Source organism: Cohnella lubricantis, assembly GCF_014212015.1.
Classification (GTDB): domain Bacteria; phylum Bacillota; class Bacilli; order Paenibacillales; family Paenibacillaceae; genus Cohnella; species Cohnella lubricantis.
Genome location: NZ_JACJVN010000040.1, coordinates 1 through 24845, shown reverse-complemented (window position 1 = coordinate 24845; position 24845 = coordinate 1). Strand labels below are relative to the sequence as shown.

The window sequence follows — 24845 nt, the reverse complement described above, 5'->3', positions numbered from 1 at the left end:
CTTTTTGAAAGGCGGCCGGTAAAGATAAGGAGGAGGGGGAGCATGATCCGCTACTGGCGCAGACTCAGTCTAGCTCGACAGATCTTAATCTTCGTGTTGATGATGCTCGCCATACTTCTAATTTCTTTTGTCATTACGAGCAGGATTGCAGAGAAAATTATTGAGAAAAAAGTAACGGAATCTGTTAATAAAATATTGCTGCAGGTAGAGGAGAAAATAACGGGCTACTATACGGACATGGAGGGGAGCTCCATGTCTTTGTTATATAGCCAATCCATCCAAAACCTATTAAATTCGGAGGACAAACTATCAGTTATTCTCTTAAACAGCGAGGTAACCTCCATGTTCGCCAATACGATGTCGCAAAAGGAGAACATACGCGGCATACGGCTTTATAACAGTGAAGGAACATTGGTCGCCAGCATAGGAGCGATCGACGTTGGAGTGAAACCGCATATAGTGGAATCGATAGAATATTCCGGGTTGTTGTCGGAAGGCGGTGTCAATCCTTACTATGCAATATCCATCCCTATCTATAATCTTAAGAGCGAGAAAGTTCAGGATTACCGAGGGATGTGCGAATTCATTATGGATGTTGGTAATTTCAATCATATTTTGAATAAAGCGAAAATAACCTCACATTCAAGCTTTCTGCTGTTGGATCAGAATGGAAAAATGATGGCGAGCGAAGGGAAAACGACAGTTGAGGACTCAATTGACATTAACGAATGGAATCACGACAAACGATTCATTGTTCAATCGGTAACGCTTCCCCGTTCAGGCTGGCAATTGATTAGTATTATTCCAAGGAAAGAACTTCTCAATGATCTGAGTACCATTCAGCATCTGAATATTGCAACATATTTGGTTATGATCGGAATGCTCTCATTATTTCTTTTGTTGTTCTACACCCGCATTATGACCCCAATTAAGGCTCTGATGGATTTTATAAAGGCCTACCCGAAGTCGGGCGGCGAGAGCCGATTTCCCGTGGTTTACCGCAATGAGATCGGCGTATTGGGATCTAGCTTGAACAAAATGCTTGATGAGATCGACGATTTGGGGAAAAGTGTTCAACTAACGCAAAAACGAATGTATGAATTCGAAATCGCAAAGAAACATATGGAGGTATTAGCCTTTCGCAATCAGATCAACCCGCATTTTCTGCACAACACACTGGAGTGTATACGTGCTATCGCTCTGTATAACAAAGTTCAGGAGATAGCTGAAATATCGGAGTCCTTGTCCAATATGTTCCGTTACTCGGTCAAAGGCACTGACTTCGTCACCATAGAAGACGAGCTGGCACATGTTAGAGAATACGCCAGAATCATAGAATATCGATTCATGGGAAGAATTCGTGTGGAAATCGAAGCCGATAGAGATCTGCTTGGTTTAAAAACACTGAAAATGATCTTGCAGCCCATTGTGGAAAATGCGGTTTTCCACGGACTAGAGAAGCAAAACAAGAATGGCCTTGTTCAGATTAAAGTGTACAAGCCGGAGCCAGAGATGATTCAATATATCATCAAGGATAATGGCTACGGTATCGATCAGGCCGATCTTGGGATCCTTATGCAGCATCTGCGTCAGTCTGAAGATATCGGCAACACGGATAACAAATTTAGACAGGGTATTGGATTAGGGAATATATGCCGGAGAATGAAGCTGTTTTATGGAGACGAAGCCGATATGACAGTGTCGAGTCAATTGCATAAAGGTACGGTCGTCAGCATTTCATTCCCTGCCATTGACAACCAAGAACAGATGGAGGGATCTGCGCATGTATAGTGTATTGATCGTGGATGACGAACCATGGGTAGCATATGGGATTAGGGCATTAATTGATTGGGACAGCTTGGGCTTCTCTATAATTGGCGAAGCCCATAACGGCGAACAGGCGCTGGAATTGATAACGGAGAGAAAGCCTTCGGTCGTAATATCCGATATCCGGATGCCTAAATTAAATGGGATCGAGCTTCTGGAATCTATTTCCAAAATGGGATTGCATACGAAAGTTGTCTTTATCAGCGGCTACGCGGAGTTCGAATATGCACAGCAAGCGATTACATTCGGTGCCTATGCCTATTTGCTTAAGCAGGTCAGGAAGCAGGAACTAACGGACACTCTGCTGCGCTTAAAGAAGGAGCTAATTAATAAGAAGAACGGCCGCAAAGAATTGGATCTATTGCTGGAAGACTTGTTTGATCTTTTCAGGCCAAGCAGTACCATCACGATCGGTAATTTTCTAACCAACCGAGGGATTAATTTTAAATACTCCAACTATCGATTTATCAGTTCTCTGTATCCACAGTCGACCGAATGGGAGGTTGGGGACGAACTTGATGCCGATGACCCCGAACCGACAATTCAATGGATATGCTTTCGCACGGGTCAACGCAAATTAACTTATCTCGTTAATTACGATGAAGCGATTCATCCCTATGCCCATTTGGATGTCATATCAACCAAACTTGCAGAGGCCGAGTTTATTGGAATCAGCAGCATTGGGCTTTATTCTTCCATGATCGGCAAGCTGTATGAGGAGTCGGATATTGCTGCGGCCACCTCGAAGCTCTGGCATGATCAACGTGAAACCGAGTACCAAGCTTCGGATTATCTGAACGCGTTAGTTAAGACCATCTATCAAATTGAACTAAATGTCAAAGAACAAAGGCACCAGCATATTAAGCAAGCTCTCGATGACCTTTGCAGCGAGTGCAAAGAGCGGCGTATCATGCTTGATCAATTATCAATCACCTACAATCAGATCGTGTCTCTCTTTTACAAGTATTATGGCGACTGCGAGAGAACTCAGGGAATCGAGTATATGAGTTACTCTCAAATGGCGAATTCCATTAACTCGGTTGAGCAATTGTTTGACAGATTCAAAGAGGTCTTCGATCAACATCCCTCGGAAGAAATGCTGATCTCTAACGATGCGGTAAAAAAAATTATTCGTTATTTAGACGCTAATTTTACGGAGGATATCTCCCTCGGCGAATGGGCCAAGCACTTTAACGTAAGCATTGGATATTTAAGTGCTCAGATTAAGAAGGAGACGGGAACGACTTATCTGGATCATATCGTGTCTAAACGATTAAATAAGGCCAAAGAATTGCTCGCCTCAACTACATTGACAGTACAGGAAGTCGTAGAGCGAGTCGGATATAAGGATTACTTTCACTTCACCAAACTATTCAAGAAGAAGTATGGCATCACGCCAAGCAAGTATCGCAAATTGTAACGCTTACAAAAAAACGCACAAATAATGAAAAAGCCGAACATATGACGAGCCACGGATTCCTTATATGATGAACGTGTATCAACCAGCTTCTATATAGGGGAGGATCGTAAAAGGCATGAAACTAAAAATAGGTGCTCTCTTGACATTGGCGGGGATTGTCGCCCTTACCGGTTGCAGCAGCAAATCAAATGAAAGCGGAAACAGTTCGAATACGTCAGCGGTTCCGAGCGAATCGGTTCAGCAAGGGCCAGTCGAACTGACTTGGTTCTCGGACACAAACTTTTGGAACCCGCCTTCACCGTGGAATACGGACCCGAATTCCGTGGAAGGCACAATCACCGAGAAGACTGGGCTCACATTCCAATTTAACATTCCGGCATCGGACGCTGGCACGAAGCTCAGCTTGATGCTGGCGACTTCCGAGAAGCTTCCGGATATCGTGACCGTTACGGACGGCACATTAATCAAGAAGTTGATTGACTCTGGTAAAATTTGGAACTTGGATGAATTCTTCAAGAAGTACGATCCTTCGTCCCCTCTGTTAACGAATTTCCCGGAAGATTTGAAGAAAGCGTTGACCGAACGGGATGGCGGTTGGTACGCCTATCCAAGCCATATCAATACGACGGATGCGAGAAAAATGTATCCGGAGTCCAGCCAGATCTATGCTGATGCCGCGAAATACGGCAGCCAGATGTCGATCATCGTTAACGAAAAGCTGATGAAGGAAGCAGGCATTTCAAAATCTGACCTTACGACGGAGAACGGATTTCTGGAAGCTTTGAAGAAAGTAAAGGGTATGCAAGTAGATGGCGCACCGGTAATCCCGCTGCACTTAGACGGGAAGGGATATGCCGGAATAAATGTCGGCACGGTGGGTCATGGCGGGACGCTCGGTGTGCTGGAGGCGTCGTTCGGTGCTATGCCAGTCGATAAGGATGGGAACTACCGGGACATCATCCTGGCGCCGGAGACGAAGCATGCCTTGGATTTCCTATTCACAGCGGCTCAAGAAAGTTTATTCGATCTCAGCCAGATGACCTTGGATACGTCAGCTATCCAAGCTAATATCAAATCCGGCCGAGTGTTCGCTTTCATTGGGAATATAGCCAATACGGGTTATGATACGCCGAGCCCGACCGCAACAACTTGGGTATCACCGGGTCCGATCCTATCGAATCAAAATACGAAGCCGGTAATGGGACGGTCGTTCAAGACGGGCACCGGTTGGATGCAGACGTTTGTATCCAAAACAGCGGATAGCCCGGAACGCATCGCGAAATGGTTTGACCTCATGACCAGCGAAGAAGGGCAGTTCCTCGCTTTTTACGGGATTGAAGGCAAAGATTATGAGCTCGATCAGGACGGCAACGTCATACTGACCGATCAAGTCATTGAGAATCAGGGCAATTATTCGAAGACCGGGGTCGGTGCATTCTGGCAATTCCAAAACAACGCCTGGCATGATCACAGGACGGCGGCGCCGACGAGCCCGACTGGAATCATGGGCTTGGAAGTGGGAAGCGCTCTCGGCAAGGGGTCTGAAATTTATGACACATCTGCGCTCCAAATGCCAAGTGATTTCATCTCGGCAGGCAGTCAGATGGCCAACAATGAGCAGCAAATTCAAACGTATTTGGAAGCGCAAGTCTCCAAGGTCATCTTGGCGAAGGATGAGGCACAGAGAGATCAGTACTACAATGATATGATTTCGAAAGTGAAGCAAATGGGACTGGACGAGATCAACGAGAAGATCAATGATCAATTCCACAAGCAAGAACAGACATTTGGTACAACGCTTAAAGGAATCAATTCATAAAGACAAGTTCATATGGTGAGATGTGCCAAAGTGCATAACAACACTTTGGCACTATCCATTATGAAATGGAGAGGAGAACGGATGAAGGCTGTCGAGACAGGGAGCACTAACGTCGCTGCCATTAAAAACATCAACAGAAGAAGTAAACGTTTATTGGACTTTCGAGCCCAGCTGGAACTAGGAACCATGATCTGGCCGGGCATTCTTTTTATCATTGTCTTCAATTTCATTCCATTATTCGGATTGGTCATGGCTTTTAAAGATTATGACCCGATTACTGGAGTGAAGGGAATCTTCACGAGTCCTTGGAACCACTTTTATCATTTTAAAGAGATGTTCCGTAACTTCCAATTCTGGCCGATGGTCAAGAATACACTGGGTATGAATCTGCTGGGCGCTCTGGTCAGTATACCGGTTACACTTCTATTCGCCTTGTTTCTCAATGAGATTACCAGCAGAAAATTTAAGTCGTTCATACAAACGATCACCTACTTGCCGCATTTTCTCTCATGGGTGATCTATGGGGGACTGATTATAACCTTTCTGAATCCGCAAGAGGGCATTGTCAATTTCCTGCTTGTCAAACTTCACCTTGTTGATAAGCCGATTGAATTCTTAGGGGATCCGCACTACTTCTGGGGTTTAATGATTGTATCCGGCTTGTTGAAGGATATTGGCTGGGGAGCAATTCTGTATTTGGCGGCAATGGCGGGTGTGGAACAGTCCTTGTACGAAGCGGCGGCGATTGACGGAGCAAGCCGGTTCAAGAGAATGCTGCATATCACGCTTCCAGGCATCCTGCCTACTTTGATGATCCTGATCATCTTTGCGATAAGCGGTATGCTGAACAACAATTTTACGCAAATATACGTCATGCAGAACTCATTGAATATGTCGGCGAGCCAGGTCATCGACACGTACCTCTACCAGATTGGACTTCAACAATTCCAGTTCGCCGCGGCAACGGCCATCGGGCTGTTGAAATCAGTGTTTGCGGTGTTGCTTCTAGTCGGTGCCAACTATGCCTCGAATAGACTTACGAGATCGGGACTTTTCTAAGGGAGGTGTACTGAAATGGTTGGAGGCACATCTGTAGGTGAACGCGCATTTAAAGCGTCGAATGCAGTGATCATGGTCGTGATTATGATCGTAACGATATATCCGTTCTGGTATGCGATTATCAGTTCCTTGAACGGAGGAATGGATCTTCAACGAGGGCCGGTCTTCCTGTGGCCCCGTCAGTTTACGTGGGCAAGCTGGAAGACGGTTCTAGCTGATCCAGCGTTAATTCAAGCATCGTGGATTACCATATCGCGAACCGTTATTGTCACCTGTATCTCCATTCTGTATACGGCTATGTTTGCTTACGCATTTTCCCGGCCCTATATAAAAGGGAAAAAGTGGTATGCAGCCTTAGGGATTACGAGCATGTATTTCAGCGGCGGATTGATTCCAACCTTCATGCTGTTTAACTGGCTAGGCTTGTATGACAGCTATTGGGTCTATATTCTGCCATCCTTGTTCAGCGGCTTCTGGAACGTCATTATCCTTAATGCGAATTATAAAGGCATACCCGATGCCTTGTACGAGTCGGCCAAGTTGGACGGAGCAAGCGAGTATATGATGTTTTTCAGGATCGTCTTGCCGTTATCCAAGCCTGTACTGGCGGCATTGTCCGTATTTTCGGCAGTAGGGATTTGGAACGACTATGGTACGACGCTTTATTTCACGCAATCGGAGAACCTGCAGACCCTGCAGTATATGATTCTGAAATTGGTGCAAACCAGTTCGGCGGCCGAACAGATGTCCAACTCTGTGGCCCTCGCCAATCCAGGTATCGCAGAGCTGCTGGCTAGGTCCCAAGGGCAAGGATTGGTAACGGCGAAGACGATCGAATTGGCGTCTATGGTTATTGCATCTATTCCTATGATTATCATGTATCCGTTCGCACAGCGGTTCTTTGCCAAAGGGGTTCTGTTAGGTTCCATTAAAGGATAGGCGGAGAACGCATGGAGGCGGTTACTCGGAGGAATTCATGTGATTACGGCTAATGGAAGACGGCGAATGGCGAAGGACTGGGGTGAAGCATTATACAAGCGCGATGCCGGCGAGGAGATAGAGGCCTTAACGTTAACATTCATTCCGTACTTCGCTTGGGCAAACCGGGGAGCGGGTGAGATGCAGGTCTGGGTTCGGGAAGCGGCGGAGAGGAGATAGAACCATGAACGCAATGTCGAAGACGATTACGTTGCAAAATGGGACATTCTGCATGATATATGATGTTGGGCGAGGGGGATTCACTTCTCTCAAGAATAGAGAAGATCGACTTCAAACCGAATATCTGGTAGACCCTTTGGAATTTCCCGATATAGATCTGCAGGACTCCAAATGGTTTGGCCATATCGTGACGAAATACCGCGTAGATGGTCACGAATGGCAGCAGGGCAACTCTGCCGCTTCGGCAGACGTACGGTCCGTAAGCTATGACGGGAAACTTCTACAGGTGTCATATACAAGCGACTCCGCTCACGCCAACGGCATTACACATTTCGATCTGCATATGGGCTATCGCTTGGAAGAGGATGGTCTCTATTGGGAAGTCTCGATTGCGAACCGTTCCGGCGGTCAGATTGAATTTGATTGCATAGGGGCACCGTTGCTATTCAACCAGATTTTCAGAGGAGATTCCAAATACAAATATGAGCAGAATGTACTGCGTCATACGTTCATAGCCGGTGAAGGGTCTTATGTCTATTGGGCAAGGTCTAACGGTACCGGCCCCTGTCTTGTTATGCTGACGCGCAATAAGACCGGACTTCAGAGAGTCGAAAGCGAGAGTCGGCGGAACGTGAGGTCTGATCCGGATAAAGGTAGCCCGTTCGGCGGATACAGCACGTTTAATGAGAGCTGGGAAGGTCTAGCCACCGCAGTCTTTCAAGGGAGCTCTTCCTTGAAGCTGTCTCCGGGAGACAGCGTTAAATACGACTTCAAACTGGCATGGGCCAGCAGCTTCGCGGATATTGGAAGGCTTGCTTATGAAGAAGGACAAGTCGACGTCGAAGTGCTGCCTGGCATGGCGGTTCCAAGCGATTGTCGTGCGACGATATTGTTGCGTTCCAAGAAAGCAATTCACGCTCTCTCCGCTTCTTATCCGGATCAGACGGATATCCGGTATGAAGGGGAGAAGAGAGGCTATCAGATTTATTCCGTAGCCTTCCAAAGATTGGGAGCCAACGACATCAAGATCCATTACGGGGATGGGGAAACGTGCACCCTGCAGTTCTTCAGTCTGGAGGAGCTCGAGCAACTGATCGACCGGCATGCCGCATTCATCGCCGAGAACCAGTTTGAGACCGCCCCCGACGACCCTTGTTACCATGGCCTTCTCATGTGGGATATGACGGTGAAGAGCCGGATTAACGCAGCCTGCAATCCATATGGGGATGACTGGTGGGCTGGCGGAAGCGACGAGATTGGTCTAGTAAGCGGTTTGTTCTTGTCCGAGAAAAATGTGTACAGACCCAACGAGGCTGAGTTGAAAGTGTTGGATGCCTATCTCTCTGACTTTATAGAGGATCGGCTTACGGAACAGCCGGGCTACCGGGTTCATCGAATGGTTCCTTGGTTTGTCATGTTCGAGCCTTGGGCAGGACATGGGGCCGATGATGTGTGGAGAGCGTTCAATTATGTCCACGTGTTGAACACCTACTTCAATCTGTATCGGATTCAGAAGAAGTTCCGGTATTCTTATCTCAAACCTGCAGCGGAGTACTTAAGCCAAGCTTTCCATTATACCAAGGCGATGTTCAGCTACTGGATGTTCCCAGAAGGGGTTGGCGCTTCCGAGTATGGCAACATGGGTGAATTGACGATCCCGCTATATTTGGCAGATGCGCTAGATGCCGAAGGGATGAATGGGGAAGCGAAGTGGGTAAGGGAGATTGCTGCCGCAAAGGCGGGATTCTTCGCAAAGTCGAATTACCCCTTCGGTTCAGAGATGGCCTATGATTCTACTGCTTACGAAGCCGTATATGCCTATGCCAAAGCGGCCGGTGACGCGAGAACGATGGAGAAGGCCGTATTGGCGGCATTCTCCAATAGAGGCCATCAACCGAAATGGTACTATTATAATACGGATCTTCGGCAGCATGGCGAAACCCACTGGAACGTAAGTTACATGACGCAGCTTGGAGGCTGGGTGTTGTACGATTATTCCCTGAACGAGGGGAAGCGGGACTATGAGCTGATCAAGTCGGCCTATGCATCCTATCTAGCCGGCTGGACCTTGATCAATTCGGGCTATTGGAACGACGATCCACGGAATATAGGGGGCTCGTGTTGGGTTCTGCATGCGGGATGGGAAGACAGCAGCGTAGATGTGCCTGGGAGGGTCCCTCTAATTAAGCAAGCCTGGCAAATGTCCGGCGAGAGCGGACTTGGTTACTTCGCCGGCTTGAAGATGGCAGCATCCGTGGTCATTGAGCATCCCGTACTTGGGATATATGGTTTGGGCTGCGAAGTTAGCGTGAAAGGCAATGTTTGGATCATTCGACCGAGAGATGGGCTGAGGATGCGAGTTCATGACACGGTTAACGAATGGAGCATCGAGATCGATCGCAATGTTATCCGAGAGCTGGAGGCTGATCTGTCGAGCAGGACGATAAGGGTCAGCATAGAGAATACCGGATTTGACTTGAGCGAGGATAACATCAACGTGAGGTCGGAAAGGCCATGGAGCGTGATGATCAACCAGTAAGTGCGTTAAACTAGTGTGCACTGTGTAATATGCTGCAAACCAAGGATCGGGAAGCGCCGGGTTAATGGTCCGGCGCCTACCGATCGAAGGGAGCGTGCCTGCATGGACGATTCCTCCCGTTAAGATGATGTTGGCAGGAGTTAGATCTACAAGGGGAACTGGATAGTTCTATTGTGAACAATCCATGTTGAGCTGAAGCAATATCTGGATCAACTGCAGAGCAAATAGACTAGACTCTACTAAATTAGACAGGTTGCCTAGTTGGCTGTCGTAATATGTAGGAACCTCTTCCTAATTGAGGTATAATGACCTCATCATACAAGGATGATGGGGAGGCAGCAGACGGAATGGAGAAGGGCACAAGTTCACTCGTCTGTGATTGGAATCGGCTTGATGTTGTGAATTTCGCCATGCAGCAAAATTTTGTACCGGTCATAACTAAGATTGTCCTTCGCAACGATTCGGACCAGGACCTTCGGCAGGTGACTGTCCGAATTAATGCGGATCCGGCATTCGCGCCGCCGTGGTCGAAGACGGTCGACCTGATTCCAGCGAGCAGGGCTATTGAGTTAGGTCCAGTCCCTTTGCAAATAAGCGGGACGTTCCTGGCCGAGTTGACCGAGCGATTGACCGGCGCACTCTCGCTTTCCGTCTTGCAGGGTGATGAGCTGCTATATCAAGACAGTTCTCCGCTTACTCTACTAGCCTATGATCAATGGAGCGGTCAGACGATCATGCCGGAGATGCTCGCAGCATTCATCATGCCTAATCATCCGGCTGTCTTGAGAATCATCAAAGATGCCGCTCCGTTACTGGAGAAGTGGACCGGCAACCCTTCCTTCGATGCATATCAGAGCCGCAATCCGAACCGAATTCGTCAGCAGGCTGCGGCGATCTTCTCGACGATTCAGTCGTATCAGCCAACGTATGTCGTGGATCCGGCTAGTTATGAGGAAGTCGGTCAGCGGATCCGGCTGCCAGATGCGATCGTCGCTAACCAGATGGGGAACTGCCTTGATTTGACTCTCTTATTCACTGCATGTCTCGAAGCGGTTGGGCTGCATTCTCTCGTTATAATTATCGAAGGACATGCCTTTCCAGGAGTCTGGCTGATCGAGGAGACATTCCCGGAGAGTCTGCAGGACGATATCTCTCTTCTGACGAAACGAATGGCGGCCGGCGTTCACGAGATCAGCTTGGCTGAAGCGACTTTGATGTGTACGGGCAGCCACAGTTCTTATCAGGAAGCAGAGCAAGCGGCAGCAGTCCATTTGACGGATCCGGACAAATTTGTCGGCCTCGTGGATGTGAGGAGGACACGCGCCAGCGGCATACGGCCAATCCCAGTCCGCATTCCAACACCGAACGGCTGGGAGATTCTGCAGGAACAGAAGAATGCTCCAACGTTAGCGGAGGCTCCTGAAGAAGTGACGGTACTTGCCCGTCCGGTGGAAGTCTCTTCTATCGCGTTAACCAAGCAGAAGCAGTGGGAACGGAAGCTACTCGATTTGACGCTGCGCAATACCTTGTTGAACTTTCGTCTGACCAAGTCGGCGCTGCCGCTGCTCAACTTCCGTCTTAACGAGTTGGAGGATGCGCTTGCAGAAGGCCAAGAATTCCAACTGCTTCCGAAGCCTGAGGATTGGGATCGTACGCCAAGAAGCGTGGAGTTGTTCCAAAGCATGAGCAACGATCATCCGCTGACGATGCTTGTCCAGGAAGAATTCCGTCATCATAGGTTAAGGGCAGATGCGAACGGTTACGAACTGACGACGAAGGCCATCCATCTCTATCGTTCCGCAAGAATCTCTCTGGAGGAGAACGGCGCGAATACACTCTATCTCGCTCTGGGGCTTCTTCGATGGTACGAGTCCGATACGAGTGAGAAGCCGAGATACGCACCGATCGTGCTAGTTCCGGCAGAAATTATTCGGAAGACCTCAAGCGCTGGCTTCCTACTCCGGATGAGAGATGAGGAGCCGCAGATCAACATCACATTGCTCGAAATGCTACGGCAGGATTTCGGAATCGACATCGGAGGGCTCGACCCGCTGCCCCGGGATGAGAAGGGGATCGATCTCTCGCTCATCTTCACAACCATTCGTCATGCCGTGATGAACAAGTCCCGTTGGGATGTGTTAGAGTCAGCATTTCTGGGTCTATTCTCCTTCAGCCGTTTTGTCATGTGGAACGATATTCGAACTCGAGCAGATGATCTGTCGAAAAACAAAGTTGTTGCGAGCCTAATGTCAGGCCGCTTGGAATGGGCCCCCGGCGAGACGTTCCCGAACCCGAGCGAACTTGATGAGCGCTATTCACCAGATCGGTTGCTTTTGCCCATCAGTGCGGATTCATCCCAAATCACCGCTGTCAGCGCAGCGACGCAAGGCAATAGCTTCGTATTGCACGGACCCCCGGGCACAGGCAAATCCCAGACGATCACGAATTTAATCGCTGCGGCATTAGCGGATGGCAAGACGGTTCTATTCGTAGCCGAGAAGATGGCTGCGCTTAGCGTCGTGCAGAGCAGGTTAGAATCGATTGGCTTGGGCCCGTTCTGTCTGGAGCTGCATTCGAACAAGAGCACGAAGAAGGCAGTGCTAGAACAGTTGCGCCGAACATTGGAAACGGCGAATATGGCTTCGCCACATGAATGGAGGCGGGAGGCCGACAGAATTGCGGCGTCCCGTTCGGAACTGAACGGTTATGTCGCATCACTACACCGCCAATACGGCTTTGGAGCTTCACTATATGAAGCGATTGCCCGCTACAGTCATGTCAGAACAGCGCCGGGATGCGTCTCATTCGAAGCCGCAATCGTTGGCGCGATGACACCGGAGAAACATGCAGCATGGACAGATCGCGTCCGTGAGCTTCGAATCGCTGGAGAAGCGGCAGGACATCCGGCAGGTAATCCATGGGAAGGTGCGGCATGCACCGATTACACACCGGCTTATCGCTCAGAAGTCGAAGGACTGCTGGATTCCTATGCTGCCAAACTAACAGAAATTAGGGAGGCGTATGCGGATGTCACCAGTTGGCTAGGAGCCCCTCTAGACACGCAGCCGACAAGGGAAAGCTTGCTGCGGCTTCAGGAGGTTGGAGACTTGTTGCGAGCGATGCCGGTGACGATGGCCGCAGCGCTGCTTGGAGCTGCCCAACCGGAATTGGCTTGTGACTCCGTGAAGGCCATTGTCAGCCATGGCCGAGCAAGGGATAACGCCCGCTCGCAGATCACGTCCCGGTTTACTGTAGAGGCTTTGAATTTCGATGCTGCGTTAGCGCTCTCCGAATGGAAGAAGGCAGAATTACAATGGTTCCTTCCAAAGTGGTTAAAGCAGCATCGGATTGGCAAGATGCTCGGAGCTCTTGCGGTTGCGGGATCCTCTAATCAGAAGAAGGATACGGCAGCCTTCTTGTCGTTGATTCTGCAATATCAAGCCGAGGCTGCCGAAGTGAAGAGAGCCGAGCCGCAAGCGTCAGCATTGCTCGGCTCCATGTGGCAAGGTGGAGAAGCCGATTGGGAGTCGGTCGACGCCGCGAATAATTGGACGTTACAGTTGCATCAGGCATTGCTTCACCTGTATAGGGATGGAGGACAGGCTGCCCAGACGAGAGAGCGGTTAATTGGACTGCTATCGGCGGGGCGGGGAGCTTTCCTAGAGCGCTGCGGGCGTTCGCTTGCCAATTATGAAGCGGCGGTCCGATCTATCGTGGAGCTTGAAGGCAAACTGTCTGATTTGCTGCACATCGACTTTGATGCGCTGGATGACAAACGAGATTTGCCATGGCTAGACAATCGACAGAGGAAGGCGCAGCAGTGGCTTGGCGCTATTGATCGGCTGCGTAATTGGTGCAGTTGGCGTCAGACCCGCGAGCAGGCGCTGGAAGCGGGCCTGACTTCGCTCGTCGCAGCTTACGAGGGCGGGCTATTGCAGCACTCCGAAGTCATGCCGGCATTCGAACGTGCTTGGTGGCAAGCAGCAATTGACTTTATTTTATCCGAAGATCCGCAACTGGCTTCCTTCTCCGGACGATTGTTCGAAGAGCGAATTAAGAACTTCGAAGAGATGGCCGATCGATACGAGAAGCTGACGAGACAAGAGATTGCCGCTCGTCTGTCGGCGAATCTTCCGCAACTCCAACAGCAGGCCTCATCCAATTCAGAGGCTGGCATTCTGCTTAGGGCGATCCGAAGCGGAGGACGCGGACTGTCGCTTCGCAAGCTATTCGAGCAAACTCCGAACTTGCTGTCCCGGTTATGTCCATGCATACTCATGAGCCCGATGTCCGTCGCGCAATATTTAGATCCCAAATATGCACCGTTTGAGCTGGTCGTCTTCGATGAAGCGTCACAGCTACCGACCAGCGAGGCAGTAGGGGCTATGGCACGCGGACGCAATGTGATCGTAGTTGGCGACCCTAACCAGCTGCCTCCGACAAGCTTCTTCTCGAGTGCGTCAAGTGATGACGGCGAAGATGCGATTCCGGAGGACCTGGAGAGCATCTTGGACGATTGCCTCGCATTGGGGATGCCGCAAGAGCACCTGCTGTGGCACTATCGCAGCCGTCATGAGAGCTTAATCGCGTTTAGCAACCATCATTTCTATGAGAATAAACTGCTTACCTTCCCATCCCCCTTCGAGCGCACATCCAATGTGCGCTGGCATCCGGTAGAGGGGTACTATGATCGTGGCCGAACGAAGCAGAATCGAGCGGAAGCGGAGCAGGTGGTGGAGGAGATCGTTCGCCGGCTGCGGGATTCGGAATTGTCGAAGCTGAGTGTAGGCGTCGTGACGTTTAACTCTATCCAGCAGGGATTAATCGAAGATTTGCTGGATGAAGCATTCCGTAAAGATGGAGAACTGGAGCGGATCGCTGCCGAATTATACGAGCCGATCTTCGTTAAGAATCTGGAGAACGTACAGGGGGACGAACGCGACGTTATATTGTTCTCGATCGGTTATGGGCCTGATGCGAACGGCAAGGTCGTGCTGAATTTTGGGCCGCTCAACCGAGAGGGAGGCTGGCGAAGGCTGAATGTCGCGGTCTCACGGGCACGCCGGGAGATGCATGTCTACTCGTCGCTGCGTTCCGAGCATTTGGACGTATCGCGTACGCGTGCGCGAGGAGTCGGTGCGCTGAAGTCGTTCCTGGAATATGCCGAGAAGGGCCAGAATGCGCTTAGCCAGCATGCGGATCGTCAAGATACCGTGCAGCCGGGCATTGAGGCGAAGATTGCCGAGGCTCTAGCGGCTGAAGGGTATAAGGCTGACCTGCATGTAGGGGCTTCCGGGTATCGGATGGATCTGGCGATCGTAGATCCGAATCAGCCGGATGTCTACATTCTTGCCGTTCTGTGCGACGGAGATAGTTACCGGGCAGGGAAGACGGCAAGAGATCGCGAAGTTCTGCGGGAGCAAGTACTCAAGCAGCTCGGTTGGCGTATACACCGTGTCTGGTCGATGGATTGGCTGGACAATCCGAACAAAGTGAAAGAACAGATCGTAGAGGCGGTCAAGATGGCTCAGTCTGCTTCTAATGACAAGGCCTTAAGATTATCGCCCAAGCCTATTCCCGTTACGGCTGAACAGCGATCTGAGAAGATGACCTTGTCGGATGAACAGCCGCTGAACCGCGTCACTAAGCGGTCTGCCTGGTTGTCCGTCTACAGGCCGGTGGTTCTCGCACCCGTGATGCTGCCTTCCGAAGCGTTCTATGAACCGTCCAATGAGCGGATTCTCAAGAGCCAGATTGGCGAGACTGTGCAAGCGGAAGGGCCGATCAGCAAGCAGTTGCTGATGCGGAGAGTGCTTCAAGCTTGGGGTATTAGCCGCACGGGAGCCCGCATCGAGAGACATTTCGATAAGCTGCTGCAAGCAATGGGATTGAAGCGAACGACATGGCGCGGCATCGATTACTATTGGCCTCAAGGCACGGAGCCTGAGCAGTACGGGGTATACCGTTTGACGGAGAACGATCAGGATCGTAGAAGCGCCGACGAGCTGCCGCCAGAGGAGATTGCGAACGCAGTCCGAGAGGTCCTATTTAACCAGGGGAGCCTGCCGCTCGAGGACCTCGTTCGAGAGACGGTTAAGATGCTGGGATATTCTCGGACTGGAGCTGCATTGGACCAAGCAGTACGAAGCGGTATCGAAGTAGCGGCCAGGCGAGGAGTTGCTGTTCTGGAGACCGATCGAGTGCTGTATCGAAGGGCGTAGACAAGATGCCTCCGGCGATGGTGCCGGCAATCATTTCGAGCATTAAGTAGATGGAGAGGGGCTATTCCCAACAGTCGTCCTTAGGTGACTTTTCGGGATAGTCCCTCTCTTGTTAACCCCTCACGCAAACAACCTTTGCTCTCCCCTGTCCGTACCCTCACCCTCACCCATTCCGATACTGATTCGGCGTCATCCCCACGTGCTTCTTGAACACCTGGAAGAAGTACTTCTCGTCGTTGTAGCCGACTTCCAGCGCGACGTCCGCGATTCGCCTGCTCTTATCGGCGAGCAGCTCGCACGCCCGTTCGATTCGGATCTGGTGGAGGTAATCGAGGAAGCTCATCTTCAAATGCTGCTTGAACAGGCGGCTCAGGTAGCCCGGCGTGATGAAGGCTTCGCCGGCCACCGTCTCCCGGCTTATCTCCTTAGCGTAATTCTTCTCGATATACGCCAGGATCGATTCGAACAGCTTGTTGCTGTTCTTCTTCTCGACGATCTGCCGGCTGATCTCTTGCGCGGTCTGGAGAAGCTCGTCGAAGATGCCGTCCAGCGTGGAGCGGGATAGACGTTCTGCGATCTGCTCCAGATTCTGCCCGAAGATCTCCGATGCCCGAATGTCCTTCTCAATGCAGAGACGGAAGAGAGAGAAGTACAGGGCGAATGCGAAGGTCAGCACGTCTTCCTTCGAGGCATGATCGGGCGGCAGCGCCTGCCGGAATAAGGCCATATTGTCGGCAATATTAGCTTGATCCCCCACAACGATGGCATGCAGCACGGCCTTCTCTAGCGCGATGGGGTAGATCGGCTCTTCCTCGTCGCTGCCGATATCCGGCTGATCGGAGAAGCGCACGATCTTGCCCGATCCGATATACCGCGTCTTTAAGGCATTATAGGCTGTCATGTACGAGTTGCGCAGATGCGTCAGCCCGCGATCCAAACTTCCGATTCCGACAGATACGCTGATCTGAAGGAAGTGCAGGGCGTTCTGCTGAATACTCCGCGCTAGATCGGAGCATTCCTCTTCACTTAGCTCCGTCGCCGTATTGAGTACCAGAATGAGATCGTCTTGATGCTCGAAGGCCAATCCGTAATGGGACAGACCCGCGGTCTCTTCGCATATGTTCTTCAGGCCAAACTTGAACAGCTCGATATCGAACGAGGTGAATTGATTCCGAAGATGGAGCAGTTGATCGATCTGAACGATGAGAACGCAGTAATGGTCATGCGGGAAAATAAGGTCGCTGATCGCTAACTTCCCCATTAGCTTCTCGTAGGGCGGGTCTTCCTCAAGCACGAGCCGGCTGAGCGTTCGGTCCCGCAGCAGCGGCAGACTCTCTCGGAATCCGGCCTGAAGCTTCTCCAGATATAATTGCTGACGCCTGTTCTCATCAATCTTCTTGGTTAGATTCAGCACGGTGTTTAGAATCTCTTGCCTGCGGCTGGGCTTCAGCAGGTAATCGCTTGCGCCCAACGTTAGAGCCTTCTGGGCATAGGTGAACTCGTTGTAGCCGCTCATAATGACAGATTGAACGTGAGGGTACAGCGCGTTCACCCGCTCGATGAGCTCAAGTCCGTCAACCTCCGGCATACGTATATCCGTCAGCAGAATATCGACATGGGTATTGGCCATGATCTCCAGCGCTTCGGCGCCGTCGCGCGCCTCAGCCACGATCTGGATCCCATGGCTCTCCCAGTCGATTAAGGATCGAATCCCGATCCGTGCCCGTTCTTCGTCGTCTACGATCATGAGATGTATCATGCGATGATGTCCTCCTGGATGTCGATTTGCGCTGGGATGACGAGTTCAACGAGAGTGCCTTCTCCGGGCTTGCTCTTATATTCGAGCCGGAAGTTGTCCCGGTAATAATGCTTCAGCCGCTGAAGAACGTTCTGTACGGCATATCCGCCGGTGTCCTGCTGCGTATTCACATCGGACTCTGTCCGAAGCTCGGTCACTTCGCGCAGCGTCTTCGCTTCCATGCCGCTGCCGTTGTCTTCAATTCGGAAGCGCAGATAACCTTCCTCCAGCGCTCCGGAGATCTGAACGTGGCCGCCCTCTCTCTTGCGTTCGATTCCGTGAACAAGCGCATTCTCGATGAACGGTTGAAGGCTCAGCTTTAGAATCACATATCGATTGAGCTCGTCCGGGATATCGATGCGATAGGTTAGCTTATCTTTGAATCGCATGGATTGAAGGGACAGATAGAGCTCGATCAGCTCCTTCTCCTTCGCCACGCTGGTGAAGCTCTTGCCCCGGTTGAGACTCAGGCGGAATAGGCGCGACAGGTTGATGACCATCTCGCTGATTCGGTCTTGGCCCGCAGACTCGGCCTCCCAGAAGATCGTGTCGAGCATGTTGTAGAGGAAGTGAGGGTTGATCTGCGATTGCAGCGCCTTGAGCTCGGCTTCCTTCTCCTTCAGCCGAAGGACATATGTCTCATCCACGAGCGACTTAATGTTGGCGACCATCGTATTGTAGCCCCGGCTCAATTGGCCGATCTCGTCGCGATGGAGCACCTCCACCTTCTCGTCAAATCGGCCGCTCTGGAATCTCTTCATGGACTGAAGCAGGTTCTTGATCGGCGCCGTGATGAACGACGTCAGGATAGTGACTAGAAGAACGCTTAGCAGCAGACCAGCGATCAGAAGGATCGCGACGAACAGCTTGATGGAATTAAGCTCGTGCGTCAGCGAATCCATCGGTACGGCATAGAGGATCTGCCAGCCGCTGTTGCTCTTGCTAGAAGAGAGCAGCAATTCCTCGCGGCCAACCTTTACGATTTTCGACCCATTGCTCAGCCCGTCAGCGAACGACAAATCCAACGTCTGCGGGTCGTAAAGTGCCCTGCCTGCGGACAGCAAGGGAGCGCCGCGTTCATCCAGAACGAGAATGCCCTGATCCTCATCGTATAGATTCTTCAAATAACGGCTGCGAACCGTCTCCTTGTTCACTCCGACGAATAGAAATCCGATACGATCGCCGGTTAGCGTGCTTCGGATGATGCGGGTCATGCCAATCTTGTCTTTGCGGTTCGAGCCGACAAATCGATTGTTCTCGGCCGTGAGCGGGAACCAATAGGGGGCGCCGTTCCGATCAACCGTCTCCGTATATAGCTGGCTGTCACTAATAACGGAGAGAGGCTGCGCGCCGCTGCTGTCGTCGGTAGCAACTTGGTACAGAGGATCGTCGGTCAACCCGTAGAGCGAGAGATAGTCGAAATTTCCCGTGACCAGCATCTGATCCATGATGGAGCTGGTCGGACCGGAGTACAGGGCGGACTCCAAGGTGTTGCCGCCATTCCCGCCGGTTTGAAGCCTGGATTGCACAGCGGAGGACAGAATGAATACGGTGGACCAGTCCGAGATCGTGCGTTGCAAGCCGGCGAGGTTGTTGTCGATGACCTTCGCGACGGACAGATTCGTAGCGCTCACTTTATGAACGATTTGCTTCTTGGACGTCTGGAAAGAATAGTAGCCAAGGACAAGAACGACGAGCGTCATGGACAGAACCATGACGGCGATCAGCTTGTTGCGGATATTCAGATTCATAAAGCTCCGGTACATGACAAGGCCTGCTTTCCCTAGGATGCGTTCTATCCCAAGAGTGCGTTCTATTTAACTAGAGCGTTCTATACAACTAGTGCGTTCTTACGCCTCTAGTAAGTGTAGCGCTCCTGACGCTCAACCTCAACAATCGAATGCTTCCATTCGACATTTCTCTACCTTATTCTCCTTTTGTCTACTGACCCTGTTAGGAGGGGCTGTTATGATTCAGATGTGAGAGAATTAGGCTCCACGCAAGAATCACACGATATAGGGGGATGTCACATGTCGAAGCCAATTAGCAAGTCCCTTGCGTCGGCGATCGCGCTTATGGTTGCGGTTCCGGTCGCTCTAACAGCTTGTGGAGGCAACAACAATAACAGCAACAGCGGCGCTGCCGCGACGAATTCGGCTGCAGCATCGAACGGAAGCGGCGAGTCGGTCACGCTGCGCTTCTTCTCCAACCTGCCGGATCGCAAGTCGGGTCAAGGGCTGATCGAGCAGACCGTCATCGATAACTATGTCAAAGAGAATCCTAACGTCAAGATCGAAGTAGAAGCGCTCGCGGAAGAGCCGTTCAAGAATAAGCTGAAGGCTTACATGGCCTCGAACGAACCGGTCGACGTCACGATGGTTCACTTCGGCGCCGAGCTCGGCACGCTGGTATCCGCAGGGTGGATTGAAGAACTGAACCCGGCTGATTATGAAGGCGAGACGTACAACTTCCTGCCAGGCGTGTTCAAGGGCTTCACGTTCAACGACAAGCTGTACGGCTTGCCGCGCAACAGCGACTACGAAGTGATCTATTATAACAAGAAGCTGTTCGCCGATAACGGCATTAAAGTACCGACTACGCTGGACGAATTGTTCGAAGCTTCGAAGGCGTTCCGCGACAAGGGCATCGAGCCGATGTCCATGAACGGCAAGGACCTGTGGAGCATGGCGGTCATGTACCAGAACATCGCTCAGCGTCTGAGCGGGGACCAGAACTCCATTCTGGACGCGACGGCCGGCACGAAGAAGTTCGCGGACGACGCGAACCTGCTGGAGGCGGCTAAGATCCTGAAGCGCTTCGCCGATGAGAAGGTGTTCAACACCGCTTACATGACGATGGATTACGGCGCTTCGCAGAACCTGTTCACGCAAGGCAAAGCCGCGATGTGGTATATGGGCTCGTGGGAAGCGGGAATGGCGTCCAACGAGAGCCTGCCGCAAGAATTCCGCGACAATCTGGGCGTTATTCAATTCCCGACAATTACGGGCGGGAAGGGCATTGCGGACGATCTGATCGCCTGGAACGGCGGCGGCTACGCTCTGGTTAAGGCGTCCAAGCACCCGGAAGAAGCGAAGAAGTTCTTCGACTATATGATGCGCGCCGATCAATGGGCCAAGATCGCTTGGGACACTGGAGCGGCGGTTCCGGCTCAGAAGTATGAGCTGACGGGCAATGAGACGGAAGTACAGAAGCAGCTCACGGATATTCTGCTGAACGCCGCTTCGACTTCGGGTATGACGTTCAACGACGCCGGAACGGCAGCCTTCAAGGATGCCTCTCAGAATGCGGTGGGCAAGCTGCTGACGAGCGGTTCGCCGGAGAAGTTCATCGAAGAGCTGCAAGCTGCGGCAGACAAGCAATAAGTTAGCAGCGGACAAGCCCTAAGTTTGCGGCAGACAAGCTATAACTAGAGAAGAGAATATAGACGAGGGGGCAGCCAGCTGCCCCTTCTCTGTTCCAGGGAGTGAGAACCATGCACAAAGTACTTAGCAACAAGCTAGCGATATTCACGTTTGTATTCCCCGGACTGGCCTTCTTCCTCTTCATGTTCGTCGCGCCGGTCATCCTCAGCTTCTACTATTCGATGACGGATACGATCGCGCCGGGGCTTGACGTGAATATGGTCGGCTTAAGCAACTACACAGAGCTTCTGTTCCACGACGAACGGTTCTGGCTCTCTCTTCGCAATGCCATCCTGCTTGGATTAGGCTTCGTCTTGATCCAGCATCCCATCTGTATCTTCTTCGCGATCATGCTGGACCGGATCGGCGGCAAGTCCGAGAAGTGGTTCCGCACGATCTTCTTCATCCCATGCGTCATATCGGTTGTAGTCATCTCGAGAATGTGGCTCACCTTGCTCGATCCTACCTTCGGCATGTTTAACAAGCTGCTGTCCGTTATCGGGCTGGATTCCCTTCAGCATGTCTGGCTGGGAGACCCGAACACGGCGCTCGGCTCGCTGCTTACGATCCTCATCTGGTCCGGCTTCGGCTGGGGCTTGCTGTTCTACTATGCGGGGGTCAAAGGGATTCCCGAGGATATTTACGAAGCGGCAAGACTGGATGGAGCGGTTGGCTTCAAGCTTCACTGGAAGATGACGATTCCGCTGCTGAAGCCCGTTATCGCCGTCCAAATGACACTGGCTATCGTTACCGCGCTCAAGCAAATGGAGACTGTCTACCTGACCACCAATGGCGGTCCCGGCGATTCGACTCAATTCGTAGCGGTATATCTATACAACCAAGCATTCGCGGCGAGCCAGTACGGCTATGCCAACGCAATCTCGATTCTGTTCATTCTGGTCTGTCTGCTAGCGACCTTCGTCTCCAACAAGTTGGTCAAAGGCGACAGCATCGAATATTAAGGAGGCGCCGGTATGAGACCATCTCGCAAATGGATGCTATGGACATTCTTCCTGCTGGTTGCCCTCGTGCAGTTGTTCCCGTTGCTCTGGCTGGCCAACTTCTCGATTGTCGAAGCGAGCGGCTTCTTCACCGATAAGATTCTGTTCTGGCCTGACGCGCCGCAATGGCATAACTATGTGAACGCCTGGGTGGACGGCAAATTCCCGAGATATCTGTTGAACAGCGTCGTCGTCTCGGCGGCGACCATCATTCTGACTGTCGTGATCTCCGTATCGATGGCGTACGCCTTCACTCGCATGCAGTGGAAGGGCCGCTCTGTCGTGTATTCGATCATCCTGCTCGGCATCATGATCCCGATCCATGCGACGCTGCTGCCGAACTTCGCCATCTTCAAGGAGCTCGGCCTCACCAATTCCTATTGGGGACTCATATTGCCTTATACGGCGGTATCCGTACCGTTCGCGACGTTCATTCTGACCGGCTTCATGAAGAGCATTCCGCTGGCCGTTGAAGAATCGGCGGTCGTCGACGGCGCGAGCATCTACCGGATCGTCTTCCGGATTATTCTTCCGCTCACGATGCCGGCTGTGGTGACGGTCGCCGTATCGACCTTCCTGACCTGCTGGAACGAGTTCATCATGGCCTACACCTTCATCAGCAAGGACGCCCTGAAGACGCTGCCATTCTCGGTCATGAACTTCGCCGGACAATATTCTTCGGATTACGGTTCGCAGTTCGCGGTCATGGTGCTGACTTCGATTCCGGCGGTCATCATCTACGCGATCTTCAACGAGAAGATTACGAAGGGCGTTACGGCCGGAGCGGTCAAGGGTTAAGGTTAAGGGCAAGGGCAAGGGCAAGGGTATGGGTCCAAAAAAAAGATCCGTCGCATCTACGGGCGTCAGAGGAGAGTGCAGCAAGCGATGATCCGCAATCCAATCCTGAAGGGATTTAATCCCGATCCATCGATTCTTCGGGTCGGGGACGATTATTATATCGCCGCATCCACGTTCGAGTGGTTCCCGGGCGTTCAGATTCACCACTCGCGCGATCTGGTTCACTGGCGCGTTCTCGGCTATGCGCTGGACCGGGAGTCGCAGCTCGATCTGAAGGGCATCGAGGCGTCGGGCGGCGTATGGGCGCCGTGCCTGAGCTATGACGAGTCGGACGGCACCTTCTATTTGATCTACACGATTATGCGCAGCACGAACGGGAATTACTTCGATATGGACAACTACGTGGTCACCGCGAAGGACATTCACGGGCCCTGGTCGGAGCGAACCTACTTGAACAGTTCCGGCTTCGACCCGTCGCTGTTCCATGACGAGGATGGCCGCAAGTGGCTGGTCAATCTGGAATGGGACTTCCGCGAGGGCTACGAGCATCCGGGCTCCATCGTCATCCAAGAATTCGATGCGAAGAAGATGGCGCTGGCCGGCAAGCCGCGCAGCATCTCTCGCGGCGCGACCGACATGGGTTGCATGGAGGCGCCGCACTTGTACAAGCGCGACGGGTATTACTATCTGATGACGGCGGAAGGAGGGACGGGCTTCGGTCACGGCGTCGCGATCGCGAGGTCGAGAAGCCTGTTCGGTCCTTACGAGCCGGATCCGCGCAATCCGATCATCACTTCGGCGCGAGAGGTCGGCCTGAATCGCCGCGGCGTGGACGATTACCTGAAGCCGTATCAGTACAATCCCGAATCCTATCTTCAGAAGAGCGGCCACGGTTCCTTGGTCGAGACGCAGACGGGGGAGTGGTACATTGCCCATCTGTGTGCTAGACCGCTCAAGCCTCAGGTGCGCAGCATGCTTGGACGCGAGACAGCGATCCAGCGCTGCGAATGGACGGGAGACGGGTGGATTCGTTTGGCTAACGGCGGGCAAATGGCGGAAGCGGTCGTGGAGCCGCCGCGTCTGCCGGCGCATCCGTTCGAGGACGCGCCGGAGCGGGAGGAGTTCGATTCGGGGCGCTGGAACGCCGATCTGAACAGCCTGCGCGTTCCAATCGACGAGTCGTGGGCATCCCTGAAGGCGCGGCCGGGATTCCTGCGGCTGAGAGGACGCGAATCGCTGTTCTCCCTGCATGAGCAGAGCTTGGTCGCCCGACGTCTGCAAGCATTCGATGCGGTCGCCCAGACGTGCGTCGAATTCGAGCCGGACAACTTCCACGAGATGGCCGGTCTGACCTTGTTCTACGACCAACGGATGTTCTACTATCTGCGCATCTACTATAGCGAGACGCTAGGCGGCAAGTGCCTGGGCATCCTGTATGCCGATAACGGCGCTCGAACGGAGCTGACCGAATCCCGCTTGTCCGTCGCGGACTGGGATCGAGTCTACCTGCGGGCGGTTATCAAGCAAGGCGCGCTAACCTTCTACGGTTCGCCGGACGGCGTCCATTGGACGCAAGTGGGGCCCGAACTGGACGCCAGCAAGTGCTCGGATGAGTATTCGAGCAGCGGCCACTTCACCGGCGCATTCGTCGGGATCTGCTGCCAGGATTCCTATCGGAAGAGCAAGCACGCGGACTTCGATTACTTCGAGTATCGGGAGATAGAGGAACAATTATAGCTAGAGAAGAGGACAACCGGCGCGAGTGAACTGCACCCCGTCAAGT

At 52.1% G+C, this 24845-nt stretch carries 14 protein-coding genes; 12 read left to right on the top strand and 2 right to left on the bottom strand.

All coding sequences use genetic code 11. The features are described from left to right. Positions 1-42 precede the first annotated feature (42 nt). The 8 genes from H4Q31_RS11370 (at position 43) to proA (ending at position 16043) form a co-directional block, all read left to right on the top strand. Positions 43-1791 carry a cache domain-containing sensor histidine kinase gene (locus H4Q31_RS11370; protein WP_185179201.1) on the top strand — a complete coding sequence of 583 codons (1749 nt, stop codon included), beginning with the start codon at positions 43-45 and terminating at the stop codon, positions 1789-1791. Next, positions 1784-3247 (top strand): response regulator transcription factor, encoded by a 1464-nt coding sequence (locus tag H4Q31_RS11365; protein ID WP_185179200.1) that lies wholly within the window; start codon positions 1784-1786, stop codon positions 3245-3247. Before H4Q31_RS11370 ends, H4Q31_RS11365 begins: the two co-directional genes overlap by 8 nt. Before the next feature lie 115 nt (positions 3248-3362). Beyond that, positions 3363-5066 carry a type 2 periplasmic-binding domain-containing protein gene (locus H4Q31_RS11360; protein WP_185179199.1) on the top strand — a complete coding sequence of 568 codons (1704 nt, stop codon included), beginning with the start codon at positions 3363-3365 and terminating at the stop codon, positions 5064-5066. 81 nt (positions 5067-5147) lie between these two features. Then, positions 5148-6125 carry an ABC transporter permease gene (locus H4Q31_RS11355; RefSeq protein WP_245347510.1) on the top strand — a complete coding sequence of 326 codons (978 nt, stop codon included), beginning with the start codon at positions 5148-5150 and terminating at the stop codon, positions 6123-6125. A gap of 15 nt (positions 6126-6140) precedes the next feature. After that, entirely contained in the window at positions 6141-7064 is a 924-nt protein-coding gene (locus tag H4Q31_RS11350) for a carbohydrate ABC transporter permease (RefSeq protein ID WP_185179198.1), read from the top strand. A gap of 39 nt (positions 7065-7103) precedes the next feature. Next, complete coding sequence (locus tag H4Q31_RS11345; RefSeq protein ID WP_185179197.1) at positions 7104-7283, top strand: hypothetical protein; 180 nt, start codon at positions 7104-7106, stop codon at positions 7281-7283. Between the two features lie 4 nt (positions 7284-7287). Further along, the gene (locus H4Q31_RS11340) at positions 7288-9822 is read left to right on the top strand and encodes a DUF5695 domain-containing protein (protein ID WP_311771724.1); all 2535 of its coding nucleotides are present in this window, start codon (positions 7288-7290) and stop codon (positions 9820-9822) included. A gap of 305 nt (positions 9823-10127) precedes the next feature. Beyond that, positions 10128-16043: an anti-phage protein ProA gene (gene proA / locus H4Q31_RS11335; RefSeq protein WP_512698813.1), complete on the top strand. Its 5916-nt coding sequence runs from the start codon at positions 10128-10130 to the stop codon at positions 16041-16043. Positions 16044-16206: 163 nt separating this feature from the next. On the opposite strand, the gene H4Q31_RS11330 is transcribed toward proA, so the two are convergent. Both H4Q31_RS11330 and H4Q31_RS11325 read right to left on the bottom strand, forming a co-directional pair. Next, positions 16207-17802, bottom strand: a complete 1596-nt coding sequence (locus H4Q31_RS11330; protein ID WP_185179194.1) for a response regulator — start codon at positions 17800-17802, stop codon at positions 16207-16209. Beyond that, positions 17799-19607: a sensor histidine kinase gene (locus tag H4Q31_RS11325; protein WP_185179193.1), complete on the bottom strand. Its 1809-nt coding sequence runs from the start codon at positions 19605-19607 to the stop codon at positions 17799-17801. The genes H4Q31_RS11330 and H4Q31_RS11325 overlap by 4 nt, the downstream gene beginning before the upstream one ends. Positions 19608-19871: 264 nt before the next feature. Here H4Q31_RS11325 and H4Q31_RS11320 point away from each other — a divergent pair, with 264 nt between their 5' ends. From H4Q31_RS11320 to H4Q31_RS11305, 4 genes are all read left to right on the top strand, one after another. After that, positions 19872-21224, top strand: coding sequence for an ABC transporter substrate-binding protein (locus tag H4Q31_RS11320; protein WP_185179192.1), 1353 nt, complete (start codon positions 19872-19874; stop codon positions 21222-21224). 110 nt (positions 21225-21334) lie between these two features. After that, positions 21335-22225 carry a carbohydrate ABC transporter permease gene (locus H4Q31_RS11315; RefSeq protein WP_185179191.1) on the top strand — a complete coding sequence of 297 codons (891 nt, stop codon included), beginning with the start codon at positions 21335-21337 and terminating at the stop codon, positions 22223-22225. A gap of 12 nt (positions 22226-22237) precedes the next feature. Further along, on the top strand, positions 22238-23062 hold the full coding sequence (locus H4Q31_RS11310; protein WP_185179190.1) for a carbohydrate ABC transporter permease: 825 nt from the start codon (positions 22238-22240) through the stop codon (positions 23060-23062). A gap of 87 nt (positions 23063-23149) precedes the next feature. Next, positions 23150-24799, top strand: coding sequence for a glycoside hydrolase family 43 protein (locus tag H4Q31_RS11305; protein WP_185179189.1), 1650 nt, complete (start codon positions 23150-23152; stop codon positions 24797-24799). Positions 24800-24845 lie beyond the last annotated feature (46 nt).